At 64.5% G+C, this 17,853-nt stretch carries 14 protein-coding genes; 9 read left to right on the forward strand and 5 right to left on the reverse strand.

Features of this window, described 5'->3' with window-relative positions; all coding sequences use genetic code 11:
• Positions 1–80: 80 nt before the first annotated feature.
• Together rocD and BM118_RS13690 are read right to left on the reverse strand one after the other, a co-directional pair.
• Entirely contained in the window at positions 81–1,295 is a 1,215-nt protein-coding gene (gene rocD, locus BM118_RS13685) for an ornithine--oxo-acid transaminase (RefSeq protein WP_092186000.1), read from the reverse strand.
• A 195-nt stretch (positions 1,296–1,490) separates the two neighbouring features.
• The gene (locus BM118_RS13690) at positions 1,491–2,711 is read right to left on the reverse strand and encodes a cytochrome P450 (RefSeq protein ID WP_092186179.1); all 1,221 of its coding nucleotides are present in this window, start codon (positions 2,709–2,711) and stop codon (positions 1,491–1,493) included.
• Between the two features lie 108 nt (positions 2,712–2,819).
• Between BM118_RS13690 and BM118_RS13695 the strand changes: the two genes are divergently transcribed.
• The 9 genes from BM118_RS13695 to cnbZ all read left to right on the forward strand — a co-directional run bounded on the left by BM118_RS13695 (position 2,820) and on the right by cnbZ (position 14,294).
• Positions 2,820–3,362, forward strand: a complete 543-nt coding sequence (locus BM118_RS13695; protein WP_092186002.1) for a phosphonopyruvate decarboxylase — start codon at positions 2,820–2,822, stop codon at positions 3,360–3,362.
• A complete protein-coding gene (locus BM118_RS13700; RefSeq protein WP_092186004.1) occupies positions 3,359–3,949 on the forward strand; it encodes a thiamine pyrophosphate-dependent enzyme in 591 nt (196 codons plus the stop codon). The genes BM118_RS13695 and BM118_RS13700 overlap by 4 nt, the downstream gene beginning before the upstream one ends.
• A 136-nt stretch (positions 3,950–4,085) precedes the next feature.
• Positions 4,086–4,787 (forward strand): TetR/AcrR family transcriptional regulator, encoded by a 702-nt coding sequence (locus tag BM118_RS13705; protein WP_177234269.1) that lies wholly within the window; start codon positions 4,086–4,088, stop codon positions 4,785–4,787.
• 1 nt (position 4,788) lies between these two features.
• Positions 4,789–5,979 (forward strand): efflux RND transporter periplasmic adaptor subunit, encoded by a 1,191-nt coding sequence (locus tag BM118_RS13710; protein ID WP_092186007.1) that lies wholly within the window; start codon positions 4,789–4,791, stop codon positions 5,977–5,979.
• A gap of 73 nt (positions 5,980–6,052) precedes the next feature.
• Positions 6,053–9,148 carry a MexW/MexI family multidrug efflux RND transporter permease subunit gene (locus BM118_RS13715; protein ID WP_092186009.1) on the forward strand — a complete coding sequence of 1,032 codons (3,096 nt, stop codon included), beginning with the start codon at positions 6,053–6,055 and terminating at the stop codon, positions 9,146–9,148.
• Between the two features lie 162 nt (positions 9,149–9,310).
• Complete coding sequence (locus BM118_RS13720) at positions 9,311–11,908, forward strand: ATP-binding protein (protein WP_092186011.1); 2,598 nt, start codon at positions 9,311–9,313, stop codon at positions 11,906–11,908.
• The gene (locus BM118_RS13725; protein WP_018648152.1) at positions 11,905–12,294 is read left to right on the forward strand and encodes a response regulator; all 390 of its coding nucleotides are present in this window, start codon (positions 11,905–11,907) and stop codon (positions 12,292–12,294) included. Before BM118_RS13720 ends, BM118_RS13725 begins: the two co-directional genes overlap by 4 nt.
• A complete protein-coding gene (locus BM118_RS13730; RefSeq protein WP_092186013.1) occupies positions 12,291–13,538 on the forward strand; it encodes an adenylate/guanylate cyclase domain-containing protein in 1,248 nt (415 codons plus the stop codon). The genes BM118_RS13725 and BM118_RS13730 overlap by 4 nt, the downstream gene beginning before the upstream one ends.
• A 9-nt stretch (positions 13,539–13,547) precedes the next feature.
• Positions 13,548–14,294, forward strand: coding sequence for a 2-amino-5-chloromuconate deaminase CnbZ (gene cnbZ / locus BM118_RS13735; protein ID WP_092186015.1), 747 nt, complete (start codon positions 13,548–13,550; stop codon positions 14,292–14,294).
• Between the two features lie 175 nt (positions 14,295–14,469).
• Here the strand turns inward: cnbZ and BM118_RS13740 are convergent, their stop codons facing one another.
• The 3 genes from BM118_RS13740 to BM118_RS13750 are packed head-to-tail and all read right to left on the reverse strand — an operon-like array spanning position 14,470 to position 17,843.
• Entirely contained in the window at positions 14,470–15,354 is an 885-nt protein-coding gene (locus tag BM118_RS13740; RefSeq protein WP_092186017.1) for an ABC transporter permease, read from the reverse strand.
• Positions 15,355–15,358: 4 nt separating this feature from the next.
• Positions 15,359–16,300, reverse strand: a complete 942-nt coding sequence (locus BM118_RS13745) for an ABC transporter permease (protein WP_027543964.1) — start codon at positions 16,298–16,300, stop codon at positions 15,359–15,361.
• Between the two features lie 31 nt (positions 16,301–16,331).
• Positions 16,332–17,843 (reverse strand): ABC transporter substrate-binding protein, encoded by a 1,512-nt coding sequence (locus tag BM118_RS13750; protein ID WP_177234270.1) that lies wholly within the window; start codon positions 17,841–17,843, stop codon positions 16,332–16,334.
• Positions 17,844–17,853: the final 10 nt, after the last annotated feature.

Here is a 17,853-nt window from a genome sequence, read left to right on the forward strand (position 1 = left end):
CTGCACGAGTCCGGTTCTGGCGGGGCCGCTAACTCGTTGTCGGCCGCGGCCGGCATTGCGATCTTCCGACGCAGGCAGCTTCAGGAGAAATCCTGCGTCAGGGTCGTGGCGAACTGCTCCAGCGCCCAGTCGACCTCGTCGCTGGTGATCACCAGCGGCGGGGCGATGCGGATCGTGTGCCCGTGGGTGTCCTTGGCGAGGATGCCCTTGCCCTGGAGTGCCTCGCAGTAGCGGCGCGCGCGGCCGGCCTCGGGATGCAGCTCGACCGCCAGCATCAGGCCGCGCCCGCGCACGTCGCGGATCGTGTTGGCGCGGATGTCCTTCAAGCCTTCCAGAAGGCGCGCACCCTGCCTGGCCGCGTTCTCGATCATGCCTTCCTCGACCAGCACGCGCATCGCCGCGCGCGCCACCGCGCAGGCAAGCGGATTGCCGCCGAAGGTCGAACCATGCTGCCCGGGTCTCAATGTCCCGAGCACCTCGTTGTTCGAGAGCACGGCCGACACGGGATAGAAGCCGCCGGACAGGGCCTTGCCGAGCAGTGTCACGTCCGCCTCGATTGCCTCGTGCTGTTCGGCGAGCAACTTGCCGGTGCGGCCGAGCCCGGTCTGGATCTCGTCGAGCACCAGCATGACGTTGTTGGCCGTGCAGAGCTCGCGCACCCTGGCGAAATAGCCGGCTGGTGGAATGATGACGCCGGCTTCGCCCTGGATCGGCTCGACCAGGAAGGCGACCGTGTTTGGCGTGATCGCTTGTTCGAGTGTCGCGGCGTCGCCGAACGGGATGATCTTGAAGCCCGGCGCGAACGGACCGAAGTGTCCGCGGGTCTCGGGGTCCGTTGAGAAGCCGACGATGCCCAGCGTGCGTCCGTGGAAATTGTCGGCGCAGACGATGATCTCGGCTTGGCCGTCCGGCACGCCTTTCACCTCGTAGCCCCATTTACGCACCGACTTGATCGCGCTTTCGACCGCCTCGGCGCCGCTGTTCATCGGCAGCACCTTGTGGGAGCCGGTCAGCGCCGCGATCTCCTCGTAGAACGGGGCGAGCTGGTCGTTGTGGAAGGCGCGCGAGGTGAGCGTCAGCCTGTGTGCCTGTTCCACCATCGCCGCCAGGATCTTGGGGTGGCAGTGGCCCTGGCTGACCGCGGAATAGGCGGAGAGGCAATCGAGATAGCGGTTGCCGTCGGTATCCCAGACCCAGACACCTTCGCCGCGCGACAGGACGACCCCGATCGGTTCGTAATTATGGGCCCCAAAGCGCGCTTCCGTGGCGAGGTAATCAATGACGGACGAGCTCATCTTTCGTCACTCCATTGCTGCGTGCCGGCGTCGACCGACTGCACCGCGCTCAAATCGATCCGGGCAGCGGCGAGGTGCGCGATGCCGCGGATTTGCCTCCCCTTGTCAAATGGTTATGCGGATCCACCGAGGCAATCTCCCGCCAACCTCCGCTACTGTGCATGGGGTTGTTTTCGACATGTTTGTTTTGAGGCCTCAGCCGATCGCGCAGGGCACGCTCAAAAAGCCGCGGAACCGCACCCGTCCGCCGCGCACCGGCTGGCCGTTCACGGCGTAGTTCGGGAAGCGCGCCAGGAAGCGCGAGATCGCGATGGCGCCTTCGAGCCGGGCCAGCGCCATGCCGGCGCATTGATGCGCGCCGGTGGCGAAGGCGAGATGCCGGTTCGGCGTGCGCGCGATGTCGAAGCGTTCGGGGTCGGGAAACTGCGCGGGGTCGCGGTTGGCGGCCCCGATGCACAGCGTCACCGACGTGCCGGCGTCGAGCATGACGCCGCCGAGTTCGACCCGTTCCGTGGTCATGCGGTTGCCGAGCTGGTTGGAGCTCTCGTAGCGCAGCATCTCCTCCACCGCTGTCTTGATCATGTCGGGGTTGTCGATCAGCCGCTGCCTCTGGTCCGGATTCCGGTCCAGTGCCACGAGGCCGTTGCCGATCAGGTTGGTGGTGGTCTCGTGCCCGGCATTGAGCAGGAAGATGCAATTGTGCAGCAGCTCCTTCTCCGTCAGCCGCTCGCCGTTACCTTCTCCCTGGATCAGGCGCGTCAGCACGTCGCGATCGGGATTGCCGGGCTTGCCGCGCCGGCGCGCGACCAGCGTTTCGAGATAGGCGAGAAAGTCCTTCACCGCCTTGTTGCCGCGCGCGGCCGCTTCGGGCGACACCACGGGTTCGAGGGCACCGAGGATCGCCAGCGACCAGTCGCGCAGCGGCGCGCGCTCGTCATGGGGCACGTCGAGCAGATTGCCGATCACCTCGATCGGGATCGAGGCGGCGAAATCCTCGATCAGCTCGCAATGGCCCTTGGCCGCGATGGCATCGAGCAGGCCGTTGACCAGCTTGATGAGATCGCCCTCCATGCCCGCGATCGCCCGCGGCGACAGCGCGCCCATGATCAGGCGGCGCACGCGCGTGTGCGCCGGCGGATCGTTGAAGACGAGGCTGGTGGTGTGGTGCTCGTAGAGCGGGGTGTCGCCGTATTTCGGCGCGAACTCGCGCTTCTTGTCCGAGCTGAACGACTTGGTGTTCTTGTAGGTGGTGACGAGGTCGTCGTAGCGGGTCAGGAACACGGTGCCGTTCGGCAGGCGCTTGACCGGCTCGTTCTCCCGCAGTGCACGATAGGTCGGGTAGGGGTTGTCGTAGAACTCCGGCGTCAGCTTCTCGAGATCGAAATTGGCCGCCAGTTCTTTCGCACTTGCGTTCATTGCCGCCATACTCGCCGGTTGAGACCGATATGCCGTTTTCGCTCTTTCGAGCGGCGCGGATCACCGTCTACAGTCGTGCCGTGATTTGCAAGCCGACCGGACAGGAAAATGCACGCCCGCGCTGACGCTGCCGACACGGCGCCTTCATGGCCCGACGATATTTTCGCGACCCTGCAACGCTTCGACGTCCGGCAGGTGCCTTACGTGCCCGATGCCGGCCATTCGAAGCTGATCCAGCGCGTGCTGGGCTCCTCCACGATGCGCGGCATTGCCTTGACGACGGAGGAGGAGGGCGTGGCGCTTCTGGCGGGCGCCTGGACCGGCGGGCAGCGCGGCGTCCTGCTGATGCAGTCGAGCGGCGTCGGCAATTGCATCAACATGCTGTCGCTGATCCCGATCCTGCGCTTTCCGTTCCTCACGCTGGTGACCATGCGCGGCGAGTGGGGCGAGTTCAATCCGTGGCAGGTGCCGATGGGATCGACCACGCAGGGCGTGTTCGAGCTCTCCGGCGTCAAGGTGCTGCGCGCGTCCAATGCGGCCGAGGTGCCGGCGGTGTTGGAGGCAGCCGCAGCGCAGGCCTACAACGCGCTCACGCCCACCGCCGTCCTGCTGTCGCAGCGCCTGATCGGCGCCAAGGTTTTCACCAGATGAGCAAGGCCAATCTCCTCGACCGCCGCCAGGTGGTCTCCGCGCTGCTCGCGGACCGCAAGGACGTGGTTGCGATCGGCGGCCTCGGCGCCTCCACCAACGACATGTGTGCCGCCGGCGATCACGCCCGCAACTTCTATCTCTGGGGCGGGATGGGCGGCGCCGCGATGATCGGGCTGGGGCTTGCGCTGGCGCAGCCGGAACTGCCGGTGCTGGTCATCACCGGCGACGGCGAGATGCTGATGGGCATGGGCAGCCTTGCCACCATCGGGCTCCAGAAGCCGTCCAACCTCTCCATCGTGGTGCTCGACAACGAGGCCTATGGCGAGACCGGCGGCCAGACCAGCCACACCTCCGCCGCCGCCGACCTCGTCGGCGTCGCCAAGGCCTGCGGCATCGCAGACGCCCGCGCGATCTCGACCATGGCCGAGGTCGCGGCCTTTGCCAAAGCCGTCCACGACGTCTCGGCGGGGCCGCGATTTGCCAATGTGAAGATCGACAGCGCCAGCCTCGAGCGGATCCTGCCGAGCCGGGACGGAACCTACATCGTCAACCGGATCCGCGGCGATCTCGGCTTCCAACCGATCTAGGTCCATTCCCCGCAGCGACCTCGTCTGCATGTGGGCGGTGCAGGCGGGGCAATTTCTACTGAATTTACAACGATTTCAGGTTGCGATGCAGCATAATGCTTGACTTTTGCGTGGGTGAGTGCTTACTCACTACCCCATGAGCTCATTGCGAATGACGAGCGACCTGAGGCGTCAATTGATCCTCGGCGCCGCAAAACGCTGCTTTGCCCGACACGGCTATACCGGCACCACGACCAAGAGCGTGGCGGCCGCCGCTGCCATTTCCGAGGCCCTGCTGTTCAAGCATTTCCCTTCCAAGGCGGCGCTCTACGCTGAAATTCTCAGCGACGAATGCGAAGCCGATCCGGCGCTGACGGATCTTCTGGAGCGGGAGCCATCCACCGCCACCATGGTCGAGCTGATCCGCGGCATGGTCCAGCACTTCCTCCGCATCGCCGATGGTCCGGACCAGGAAGAGGCCCAGCGCCTGCGACTGATGGCCACGAGTCATTTGGATGATGGCGAATTCGCGCGTTTGCTATATGCCAAGATCGAGAAGCTGATCGGGGCGGTCTTCATCGCCTCGGTCGAGCGTGCGGTTGCCGCCGGGGACGCGCGGCCCTGCACTGGCGATCCACTCAACCTGTTCTGGTTTGCGCATCATTCGTTGATGACGGCGGCCCTGACCAGGCTGCCGGCCACGCCCTGTCTCGCTTACGGCAAGGCGAACGATCTGGAGCGTCAGCTCTGTGAGTTTCTCCTGAGAGGTATCGGACTTAACGACGCCGCAATTGCTTCACATCTGGGCCGCGATCAGGCGCCGGGTGTCGGCAAGACGGCGATTGCAGAAAGTGCATGACATGAACATCGTAACCGAACACAAGATTTCGGGCGAACCGATCGACAAGGCTCCCAAGCGTCCGGTCCGGCCGGTGCTCTGGTTTGTCATCGTCGGCACGCTGCTCGGCGTGCTCGTCGGCGGCCTCGTCTGGTTCAATTACTTCCGCGGCCAGATGATCAAGCAGTTCTTCGCCAACAACAAGCCGCCGCCGACCGCGGTCAGTGCGGCCGAGGCGAAGTCCGAGGTGGTGCCTAACCTGCTGACCGCGGTCGGCGGGCTTGCCGCCGTGCACCAGGTCGATGTCAGCGCCGACGTCAACGGCCGCGTCACCGAGATCAAGTTCGAGCCGGGCACGCATGTCGAGGCCGGCACGCCGCTGGTGCAGCTGTTCGACGCGCCCGATCAGGGCGACCTCGCCAATTACAAGGCGCAGGCGACCGTCGCACAGCTCTCGCTCGATCGTGCCAAGCAACTGGCGTCGCGCCAGTTCGGCCCGCAGGCGACCGTCGATTCGGCGCAGGCCGCGTACGACCAGGCGCTGGCCGGCATCGCCAAAACCGAAGCGCTGATCTCGCAGAAGCTGGTGCGCGCGCCGTTCTCCGGCGACCTCGGCGTCCGCAAGGTCGAGGTTGGCCAATATCTGACGGCCGGTACGGCGATCGTGTCGCTGACCGATCTGTCGGAGCTCTGGGCCAACTTCACGGTGACGGAAAAGGACTCGGGCAACCTCAAGGTCGGCCAGGCGGTTCGGCTGAAGGTCGACGCCTATCCGGGCCGCACCTTCGACGCCAAGATCACCACGATCGAGCCGCAGATCTCGACCGACACCCGCAACATCCGCGTGCAGGCGACCGTCTCCAATCCGGAGAAGATCCTGAAGCCGGGCATGTTCGTGACCACCACGGTGGTGCTGCCGGACAAGCCGGCGGTGATCACCGTGCCGGAGACGGCAGTGGACTACACGCTCTACGGCGACTCGGTGTTCGTGATTACCGAGAAGAAGGAAGAGGACGGCAAGACCAGCCTCTCCGCGGTGCGCACTTTCGTGCAGACCGGCAATCGGGTCGAAGGCCGCGTCGAAATCATCAAGGGTGTGAAGCCGGGCGACAAGGTCGTCGCCGTCGGCCAGCTCAAGCTGCAATCGGGTGCGGCGGTGTCGATTTCGACCGATCCGGCCCCGCAGATCCCGGCGCAGCCGCCGCGCTACTGACCCCTTACCACCCTCAAGTGATCCGGCTCGGCCGGATCACTTTTCTTGAGACAAAGAAATCGAGATCGCCGCGATGGCCTTTACCGATATTTTCATCAAGCGCCCGGTTCTGTCGGTCGTCGTCAGCCTTCTGATCCTGCTGATCGGCCTGCGCGCAGCGATGGTGCTGCCGATCCGGCAATATCCGAAACTGTCGAACACGGTCATCAACATCACGACCGTCTATCCCGGCGCGTCCGCGGACCTGATCCAGGGCTTCATCACCACGCCGATCGAGCAGGCGGTCGCCTCGGCCGAAGGCGTGGACTACATCACCTCATCCTCCGTGCTTGGTACCTCGACGATCCAGGTCTACATCAAGCTGAACTTCGATCCGAACCAGGCGCTCACCGAGGTGCTGGCCAAGACGAACTCAGTCAAATACCTGATCCCGAAGGAATCCAACGACCCGATCGTCACCAAGACCACGGGTCAGACCACGGCCGTGATGTATCTCGGCTTCTCCTCCGAGGAGCTGTCAGGCTCGGCGATCTCGGATTACCTGACGCGCGTGGTGCAGCCGGTGCTGTCAACCGTCGATGGCGTGGCTTCCGCCGATATTCTCGGCGGCCAGACCTTCGCGATGCGGCTGTGGCTCGATCCCGTGAAGATGGCTGGCCGCAACGTGTCGCCGGCCGACGTCTCGGCCGCGATCGCCGCCAACAACTTTCAGTCCGCGGCGGGCCAGACCAAGGGCTACCTCATCGTCTCGAACATCTCGACGAACACGGGTCTGACCGACGTCAACCAGTTCAGGAAGATGATCGTCAAGGCCAAGGACGGCGGCTTCGTGCGGATGGAGGACATCGCCACCGTCGAGCTTGCAGCCCAGAGCACGGACGCCAGCGTCGCCTTCAACGGCGAGCATGCGATCTTCATCGGTGTGCAGGCAACGCCGCAAGGCAATCCGCTGACGCTGGTCAAGGGCGTGCGCGCGCTGTTCCCCGAGCTCGAACGCAATCTGCCGCCGTCGATGAAGATGAAGGTCGCCTACGACTCGACCAAGTTCATCCAATCCTCGATCGACGAGGTGGAGAAGACGCTGGGCGAAGCCGTCATCATCGTGATCGTGGTGATCTTCCTGTTCCTGGCCTCGCTCCGCTCGGTCATCATTCCCGTCGTCACGATCCCGCTGTCGATGATCGGCGTCTGCACGCTGATGCTGGCTTTCGGCTTCAGCTTCAACCTCTTGACGCTGCTGGCGATGGTGCTTGCGATCGGCCTCGTGGTCGACGACGCCATCGTGGTGGTGGAGAACATCCACCGCCATCTGGAAGAGGGGAAGACGCCCGTCCAGGCATCGCTGCAAGGCGCGCGTGAAATCGTCGGCCCCGTGGTCTCGATGACGATCACGCTCGCGGCCGTGTACGCGCCGATCGGCTTCCTCGGCGGCCTCACCGGTTCGCTGTTCCGCGAATTCGCCTTCACGCTCGCGGGCTCGGTGATCGTATCAGGCGTGATCGCGCTGACGCTGTCGCCGATGATGTGCTCGGTGCTGCTGAAGAATACCGAAGAGGGCCGCTTCGCCAAGGCCGTCAACAACGTGTTCGGCGCCCTGACGCGCTGGTATGGACGCAGGCTCGACCGCTCGCTCGACTACAAGGCCATCACCGGTCTGTTCGCAGTGACGATCCTCGGGCTGGTCGGCTTCCTCTACATGCACACGTCGAAGGAACTGGCGCCGGAGGAAGACCAGGGCATCGTGTTCGCGGTGACCAAGGCGCCGAAATACGCCAACATCGACTATGTCGACTTCTACGGCGAGAAGCTCGACGAGAAATTCCAGAAATTCCCCGAGACCGATCTGCGCTTCGTGCTGAACGGCATCAACGGGCCGCAGGGCGGCATCGCCGGCATGCTGCTGAAGCCGTGGGAGGAGCGCAAGCGCTCGTCGATCCAGTTGAAGCCCCTGGTGCAGGCCGAACTGTCCAAGATCGAGGGCGTGCAGGCCTTCGCCTTCAACCTGCCGCCGTTGCCCGGCGGACCCGGCGGCCTGCCGGTGCAGATGGTGATCAACTCCACCGCCGGATTCCAGACGGTCTATGAGCAGATGGAGAAGCTGAAGGACGCTGCGCGCAAGAGCGGCATGTTCATCGTCTCCGACAGCGACCTCGCCTATAACCAGCCGAACGTGCAGATCACGATCGACCGCACCAAGGCGCAGGACCTCGGCGTCAACATGCAGAACCTCGGCAGCACGCTCGCGGTGCTGCTCGGCGGCAACTACATCAACCGCTTCAATCTGGAGGGCCGCTCCTACCAGGTGATTCCGCAGGTGCCCCGGGGCAAGCGGCTCTCGCCGGAATCGCTCGGCGGCTACTATGTGACGACCAATACCGGCCAGCAGCTTCCGCTGTCGACCGTGGTCTCAATCAGGACCAAGACCGACCCGAACTCGCTGACCCACTACAATCAGCTCAATTCGGCGACGTTCTCGGCGGTGCCGATGCCCGGCGTGACCGTTGGTGCTGCGGTCGACTTCCTCGAAAGCGAGGCCAAGAAGCTGCCGCAGGGTTTCAGCCACGACTACCTCGCGGACTCCAGGCAGTATGTGCAGGAAGGCAACCAGCTCGCGATCACCTTCGGCTTCGCGCTGATCATCATCTTCCTGGTGCTGGCAGCCCAGTTCGAGAGCTTGCGTGACCCGCTGGTGATCATGATCTCGGTGCCGATGGCGATCGTCGGCGCGCTGATCCCGCTGTTCTTCGGCGTCGCGACCATGAACATCTACACCCAGGTCGGTCTGCTCACCCTGGTCGGCCTGATCACCAAGCACGGCATCCTGATGGTGGAGTTCGCCAACGAGCTCCAGGTCAACGAGCGGCTCGACCGCCGCTCCGCCATCGAGATGTCGGCCCGCATCCGCCTGCGGCCGATCCTGATGACCACGGCCGCGATGGTGACGGGTCTGATCCCGCTCCTGACTGCGACCGGCGCAGGCGCGGCCAGCCGCTTCTCGATCGGTCTGGTCGTCGTTGCCGGCATGTCGATCGGCACGCTGTTCACGCTGTTCGTGCTGCCCGCCGTCTATGTGGTGCTGGCGACCGACCATCGCGCGGCGGCCGATTCCGAGCGGAACAAGCAGGTCAACGAGCTCGACCTCGGTTCCAAGGCGCTGCGGCCGACCTGAGGCCGGTAGCAAGCGAATCGGAGGGCGGCAGCGGCCAATCCGCTGCCGCCCTTTTTTCGTTGTACCCGCCGGCGCTGATGCGGTAGTCACCGCGGCCGTCGGGCGGGCCCTTTGCCGCGCTCGCGAGAGACAAGGTCTCGTCTTCTTGCTAGGTTCCGCGGGATGAGCCTCTCCCTCCATCCCGACACCCCGGAAGCCCGGACGTTGCCGAGTGCGGCCCCGGATGGGGCCGTGGCCGGCGAAGCGACGAGGCGAGGGATCAGGACCCGGCTGTTCACCAAATACGTCGCGCTGTTCGTGGCCGTCGTCGCCGTCGCGCTGCTCGCCAACGGGCTGTTCGAAGTCTTCTTCTACTATCGTGAGCACAAGGCATCGCTGATCCGCGTCCAGCATGAGCAGGCCGAGGCGGCGGCCGCCAAGATCGGCCAGTTCGTCAAGGAGATCGAGAGCCAGCTCGGCTGGACCACGCAGCTGCCGTGGTCGGCGGACTCGATCGAGCAACGCCGGTTCGACGCGCTGCGGCTGCTGCGCCAGGTGCCAGGGATCACCGAGCTCGCCCAGGTTGATTCGAGCGGCAAGGAGCGGTTGCGGGTCTCGCGGCTGGCGATGAACGCGATCGACAGCGGGATCGACCTGTCGGCCGACCCGAAGTTCACCGAGGCGGTCGCGCACAAGGTCTATTACGGGCCGGTCTATTTCCGCAGGGACTCCGAGCCCTACATGACGCTGGCGCTGGCCGGCGCGCGCAAGGATGCCGGCGTCAGCATCGCGGAGGTCAATCTCAAGCTGATCTGGGACGTCGTCTCCCAGATCAAGGTTGGCGAGCACGGAGACGCCTACGTGGTCGGGCCGGAGGGGCGCCTGATCGCACATCCCGATATCAGCCTGGTCCTGCGCAACACCGACATGTCGAATCTCGCGCAGGTCCGCGCCGCGCAGGCCGGAGGCGGCACCATGTCCGATCCGCTTCCCGAAGCGCGCAACATCCAGGGGCAGAAGGTGCTGACCGCATCGGCCCCGATCGAGCCGCTGCACTGGACCATGTTCGTCGAGCTGCCGGTCGAGGAGGCCTATGCCGCGCTCTATGCCTCGCTGCAACGGCTTGCGATCGTGCTGCTCGCGGCGTCCATCTTCGCGGTGCTTGCGGGGATATTCCTCGCGCGCCGCATGGTGGGACCGATCCAGGCGCTGCGCAGCGGTGCCGAGCGGATCGGGGGCGGCGATTTTTCCCAGCGCATTGCGATCCGGACCGGCGACGAACTCGAAGGGCTCGCCGACCAGTTCAACGACATGGGCGCGCGTTTGCAGGAATCCTACGCGGACTTGGAAAAGAAGGTCGAGGTGCGAACGGCCGAATTAAGCGAGTCGCTGGAGCAACAGACGGCGACTTCGGAGGTACTACAGGTGATTAGTTCGTCTCCCGGCGAACTCACGCCGGTGTTCCACAAGATGCTCGAGAATGCCACGCGGGTCTGTGGCGCGAGTTTCGGGATCATGAATCTGTGGGACGGCGAAGGTTTCACCATCGCAGCTGACTACAACGTCCCGCCTGCGTTCGCCGCTTCGCGAAGAGATGTGGCGATCCGTCCTCATCCGGAGAGCGCGCTCGCCTCTATCGTCAGGACACGTCAGGTTGTTCACGTTCACGATGTGCAAAACACTCCTGCCTATCTCGCTGGAGGTTCAAGTATTCGCGGAATCTCCGATGTCGGCGGCGCCCGCACGATCGTCATAGTGCCGATGCTGAGGGACAACGAGCTGATCGGCACGATCGCAGTCTATCGCAAGGAAGTTCGGCCGTTCTCCGACAAGCAAATTGCCGTGGTCGAGAATTTCACGAAGCAAGCCGTCATCGCCATCGAAAACACGCGGCTGCTGAATGAGTTGCGCCAGCGCACGATGGAACTCTCGCAGTCCCTTGATGAATTGCGCTCGGCCCAGGACCGCCTGGTCCAGACCGAGAAGCTTGCTTCGCTCGGCCAGCTCACCGCCGGCATCGCTCATGAGATCAAGAATCCGCTCAATTTCATTAATAACTTCTCCTCGGTGTCGACCGAGCTGATCGACGAGCTCAACGAGGTTCTGCGATCAACGCAGCTCGACGGCAAGACGAAGGAGGATGTCGACGAGCTGACCGGCATGCTCAAAGGTAACCTCGAGAAGGTCGTGCAGCACGGCAAGCGCGCCGATTCCATTGTCAAGAATATGCTGGTGCATTCGCGCCAGGGTTCCGGCGAGCATCGCCCCGTCGATATCAATGCGGTCATGGAGGAGAGCCTCAATCTCGCCTATCACGGCGCGCGCGCCGAAAGGCCTGCCTTCAACGTCACGCTCCAGCGCGCGTTCGACCCCGCCGCCGGCCTGGTCGACATCTATCCGCAGGAGATCACGCGCGTCTTCCTCAACCTGATCTCGAACGGTTTCTATGCTGCGGCCAAGCGCAAGGAGAGCGCGGGGGACAGTTTTGAGCCGACCCTGAGCGCCGCAACCAGGAGCCTCGGCGACAAGGTCGAGATCCGGATCCGCGACAACGGCACCGGGATTCCGCCCGAGGTGAAAGAAAAACTATTCAATCCGTTCTTCACGACCAAGCCGGCCGGTGAGGGGACCGGGCTCGGCCTGTCCATGAGCCATGACATCGTCGTGAAGCAGCACGGCGGCACGATCGACGTGAAGACCGAGCCCGGTGTATTCACCGAATTCATCATCACGCTGCCGCGCACGATGGCAGCGGGCGACACCGCCGGAGGCAAGACTTGAACGTTTATATCCTGGTCGTCGATGACGAGCCCGACGTCGAACCGCTGTTCAGGCAGCACTTCCGGCGTGACCTGCGCGCCGGCCGCTTCCAGATGGAGTTTGCCCCCTCTGCGGCCGATGCGCTGAGGCGGGCGGCCGAGGTTCGCGATCCTTCGCTGATCCTGATTCTGTCGGACATCAACATGCCCGGCATGAGCGGGCTCGACCTGCTGCCGAAGGTGCGCGCCGACTATCCGCACGTTCCCGTCATCATGATCACCGCCTATGGCGACGCCGAGACACGCAGAAAGGCGATCGAGCGAGGCGCCCACGGGCTCCTGACCAAGCCGATCGACTTTGCGCTGCTGCGCCAGGAGATCGACACGAGGCTCGAGCAAGCCGCATGACTGCGACCATCCTCTTCGTCGACGACGAGCCGGACCTCGAGGCGCTGATCCTGCAAAAGTTCCGCAGGCAGATTCGCGATGGGCTGCTCACCCTCATGTTCGCTCGCGACGGCCTCGAGGCGCTGGAGGCGCTGGAGCAGAATCCGCATGTCGACATGGTGGTCTCCGACATCAACATGCCGCGGATGGACGGGCTGTCGCTGCTGGCAAAGCTCCAGGAGGCCGAGGACAAGAAGTCGACCATCATCGTCTCCGCCTATGGCGACATGAGCAACATCCGCATCGCCATGAACCGCGGCGCGTTCGACTTCCTGACCAAGCCGATCGACTTCGGCGATCTGGAGGCCACGATCCAGAAGACCATCGGCCACGTGGAGATGCTGCGCGAGGTGCGGCGGCGCCAGATGGAAGCCGAGCGCGCCCATGCCTCGCTGTCGCGTTTCTTCTCGCCGGAGATCGCAAGGCGACTGGCTGCGGATGTCGAAGGCGGCATGGAGGTGCAGTGGCGCGATGTCGCCACCCTCTTCACCGACATCACCGGCTTCACCTCGCTGGTCGAGAGCGCGGCGCCCCAGACGCTCGGCGAGCTCCTCAACGAATATGTCGGCGGCATGACCGAGATCGTCTTCGCGCATGAGGGGACGGTCGCCAAGATCATCGGCGATGCGATTCAGGTGCTGTTCAACGCGCCCGGCGACCAGCCGGATTATGCGACGCGCGCGGTCGCCTGTGCCCATGATCTGGACGCCTGGGCGGAGGACTTCTCCGCGCGCTGGAAGGCGAAAGGCGTGAATTTCGGGACGACCCGGATCGGTGCCCATGCCGGCCCGGCGCTGGTCGGCAATTTCGGCGGCAACCGCTTCTTCGACTACACCGCCTATGGCGACTCCATCAATATCGCGGCGCGGCTGGAAGCCGCCAACAAGCATCTCGGCACCCGCATCTGCGTCAGCTCCAGCGTCGCCGGGGCGGCCGAGAATTTTCAGGGCCGTCCCGTGGGCGAGCTGATGCTGCGCGGGCGCAGCGAGCCGCTGCGCGCGTTCGAACCGCTGCCGCGGGCCAAATTCGAAGCGCCGGTGACGGCGCTCTATTCCGAGGCTTTTGCCAAGATGGAGGCCGGCGATGCCGCCGCCATGCCGGCCTTTGCCGCGCTGGTCGGGATGCATGCCGACGATCCGCTGGCCGGTTTTCACCTGAAGCGCCTGCTCAACGGCGCCAAGGGCATTCGCATGCAACTGGAATAGGAGTCCGTCATGACGCGTGAATTCTCCGCCGGCAATTACCGTTTCATTCCGTCCGTGTTCCAGTATTCGGCCGGTGCAGCCGCGGACGAGGGCTATGAGATCGAGCGCGTCCGCTTCGATCGCCTGGTGCCGCTGGCCGAGGGCTTTGCGCTGGCGGCGAAGTTCATCCGGGAGGCCGGGCGCCCGCTGACCGCGTTCTGCGCCTGCGAGTTGCGTTCGCCGGCGGCCTTCAGCGAGGAAGGCTTTCGTGCGTTCAACCTGCACTATGTGAAGACGCTGTCCGAATGGGGCATCTTCGACGGCACCACCAATCCGGTGGCGCGCAGCAATGTCTGTCCCGAGATCGATCCGCCGTCCGAGCCGTCGTTCTACGCGTTCTCCTTCACGCGCCCGACGCGGTCGAAGGCCCCGAGCTTCGTGATCGCCGGCGGTGCCGAAGCACGCGAGGGCAGCGGCACTTATGTCGAGCGCACGGTGCGCTACCGCGACCTCAGTCCGGAGGGGCTGCGCGAGAAGGTGCGGTTCACCACCACCTCGCAGATGGAAAACCGGATGGCGGCCTTCGGCTTCGGCTGGAAGGACACCACCGGCGTGCAGGCCTATTCCGTGCACGACTTCCACCATGCGCTGGTCGACGAACTGGTCCGCCGCGGCGCATTGCGCTCCGGCCTGACCTGGCATTATGCCCGCCCGCCGGTGGTCGATCTCGAATACGAGATGGACTGCCGCCGCGTGATGCGCGAGGTGGTGATTTGATCCGTCGACGGTCGATCTTCACCTCTCCCGCAGGGAGAGGTCGGATCGCATCAAAGATGCGATCCGGGTGAGGGGTCTAGGTCTCACTGAACACTGCGGCCCCTCACCCGGATTGCTGCGCAATCCGACCTCTCCCCGTCGGGGAGAGGTGAAGGGCGGCGGCCTTGAGCTAGCTTTAACGCTGGCGCGGGTCGAGCGCGTCGCGCAGGCCGTCGCCGAGCAGGTTCAGCGACAGCACCACGAGGAAGATCGCGAGCCCCGGCCAGATCGCCATCCACGGCGCCTGGGTCAGGAAGCGCTGCGCCGCGTTGAGCATGCTGCCCCAGGACGGTGCGGGCGGCTGCTGGCCGAGGCCGAGGAACGAGAGCGCGGCCTCGGCGATGATGGCGGCGGCGATCGACAGCGTCGCCTGCACCAGCAGCGCCGGCAGGATGTTGGGCAGGATGTGCGAGAACGCGATCCGCCAGCCGGGGTTGCCGAGGGCGCGCGCGGCCTCGACGTAATCCTCGGCCTTGACGCTCAGCACCTGGCCGCGGGTCAGGCGGATGAAGATCGGGGTCGCCGAGATGCCGATCGCGATCATGGCATTGCCGAGGCTCGGACCGAGAAACGCGGCCAGCGCGATCGCCAGGATCAGGAACGGGCAGGCGAGCATCGCATCGGTGATCCGGCTGATCAGCGCATCGACAAACCCGCCGCGATAGCCGGCAAGCAGGCCGAGCGGCACGCCGACGCCGAGCGCGATCGCGACCGAGATCAGGCCCGCGAGCAGGGAGGCGCGCGCGCCGTAGACGATGCGGCTGAGGATGTCGCGGCCGAGCTCGTCGGTGCCGAACCAGTGCGCCGCGGTCGGCGGCTTGCGCACCAGGCTCCAGCTCGTCGCGATGGGATCATAGGGAACGACGACCGGCGCAAGGGCTGCAAGCGCGATGAACATCGTGATCACGACGAGCCCGAACACCGCCGCCTTGCGCTTGAACAGCCGCCGCCGCGCGCGGCGCGCCGGGCTGTCCAGCTCATAGGCTTGCGTGATAGGGCTGGGCAGGGCTGCATCGGTCATGGCGCTAGCCCCGCAGCCGCGGATTGACGAGGATGTAGGCGACGTCGGCAACGAGGTTCAGCGTGATGTAGACCGTGGCCGTCACCAGCACCACGCCCTGCACGACCGCATAGTCGCGGTTGAACACAGCGTCCACGATCAGCTTGCCGAAGCCGGGAATGGAGAAGATCTGCTCCGTCAGCACGGCGCCCGACAACAGCGTGCCGAGCTCGAGCGCGCCGAGCGTGATGATCGGCGTGAGCGCGTTGCGCATCGCGTGCTTGAGGATGACGGAGCGCTCCGACAACCCCTTCGCGCGCGCCGTGCGGACATAGTCGCTCTCCAGCACCTGGAGCATGGCGCTGCGGGTATGCCGCATCAGGATCGCGGAAATCGCGTTGCCGAGCACGAAGGCGGGCATGATGGTGGCGGCCAGGCTCGCGCGCCAGTTCTCGGTGAGCGGCACGTAGCCCGAGGCCGGCAGCCAGCCGAGCTCGATCGAGAACAGGAAGATCAGCAGGATCCCGAGCCAGAAATTCGGCGTCGAGATGCCCCACAGCGCAAACAAATTCGCGCCATAGTCCCACGCCGTGCCCTTCTTCACCGCGGAGACGATGCCGGCGGGAATGCCGATGAAAAACGCGATCAGGATCGCCATCGAGCCGAGCTGGAGCGTCACCGGCAGTTTCTGCGCGATCAGCTCGCGCACCGGCATCTTGTTGCGCAAGGACTCGCCGAAATTGCCGGTGAGAACGCCCTTGAGCCAGTAGACATATTGCACGGGGATCGGCTGATCGAGCTTGTACTGCTGCCGGATCTGCTCGATCGCGGCGGGATCGCGTTCCTCGCCGGCCATCACCAGCGCCGGATCGCCCGGCAGCAATTGCTGGAGCGAAAAGATCAGCACCGACACGAAGAACAGCGTCGGCACGATCTGCGCGATGCGATGGGCGAGGAACTTCAGCATGGCCCCACCTGTGTCCCGGGTGATGCCGCGATCACTTGAACTTCAGCCCGACCACGCGCACGAGGCCATCAGGCATCTGCTTGTAACCCTGGAGCTTGGTGGTGTGAGCGATCAGGAGCTTACGGTGGTAGATGTAGATGATGGGCAGATCGTCCAGCACGATCTTGGTCAGCTTCTCATAGATTGCCTTGCGTTCGTCGACGTTGGAGGTCATCCGCCCATCTTCCAGGAGCTTGTCGGCCTCGGGGTTCGAATAGACGCCGTCGTTCTGCGGCGCCTTGCTGCGGATGAAGATGTAGGAGTTGCCGTCCGGGTCGATGCGTCCGCTCCAGTTGATCTGGAAGATCTGGAACTCGCCGGCCTGGGCCTGTTTGAAGGTGGTGGCGAATTCGACAACGCGGACCTTGATGTCGAAGCCGGCTTCGGCGGCCATCGACTGGACGACCTGCGCCACGGCTTCGTTCTCGGCGCCCTTGGGGATCATGTAGTCCACGGTCACCGGCACGGTGACGCCGGCCTCCTTCAACAGCGCCTTCGCCTTGGCGATGTCGCGTCCACGGACCGGGAATGCCTTCTGATAATAGGGATGCGTCGGGCTGACCCATTGGTTGCCGGGGCTGAATTCGCCGTTGAACACGACCTGGTTGATGGCCTCGCGATCGATCGACAGATCCAGCGCCTGGCGGACCTTTGCCGACTGGCTCAGCGGCCCCTTGGCCTTGTCGTTGCCGATGTTGACGGTGAGGCCGTAATAGCCGAGCTCCGGCGCGGTCGACAGCACGAGGCGGGAATCGGCGCGGACGTCCTTGATGTCGGTGGCCAGCACGCGCTCTATCAAATCGAGTCCGCCGGACTTGAGGTTGGCGAGGCGCACCGTGGCGTCGACGATCGGCAGGAACACGACGCGATCGATATGGATGTTGTCTTTGTTCCAGTAGTCGGCGAACTTCTCGAACACCATGCGATCCTGCTGCACGCGCTCGACGAACTTGTAGGGGCCGGCGCAGACCGGATGCAGGCCGAACTTGTCACCGGCCTCCTTCGCCGCCTTGGGCGAGACCATCATGCCGGAGCGGTCGGTGAGCTGGGCGATCAGCGGTGAGTACGGCGTCTTGAGCACCAGCTTGATGGTCAGGGGATCGACGACTTCGACATGATCAACACTGGCGAGCTCCGACTTCCGGAACGAGGTCGGCAGCGTCATGTGACGCTCGATCGAGAATTTTGCAGCTTCGGCGTCCAGCGGCTCGCCGTCGTGGAATTTGACGCCTGGCCGAAGCTTGATCGTCATCTCCTTGCCGTCGGCCGACGTCTCGTGGGACAGCGCGAGCTGCGGCACGATGTTGAGCTTCTCGTCGATGTCGAACAGCTTGTCGCAGAACGCTGAGAACACGATGCGGCCGACATAGGTGCGGCCGATGCTGGGATCGAGGATATCAGGGTCTTCGGCGATTCCGATGCGAAGCGTGGTCTGAGCCTGGGCTGTGCCCACGAGCGACGTCAGCAAGGCCGACGCCAGGATTGTCAAACGCATAAAGCTCATCGGTCTCAAC

The organism is Bradyrhizobium sp. cf659 (assembly GCF_900113725.1).
Taxonomy (GTDB): domain Bacteria; phylum Pseudomonadota; class Alphaproteobacteria; order Rhizobiales; family Xanthobacteraceae; genus Bradyrhizobium.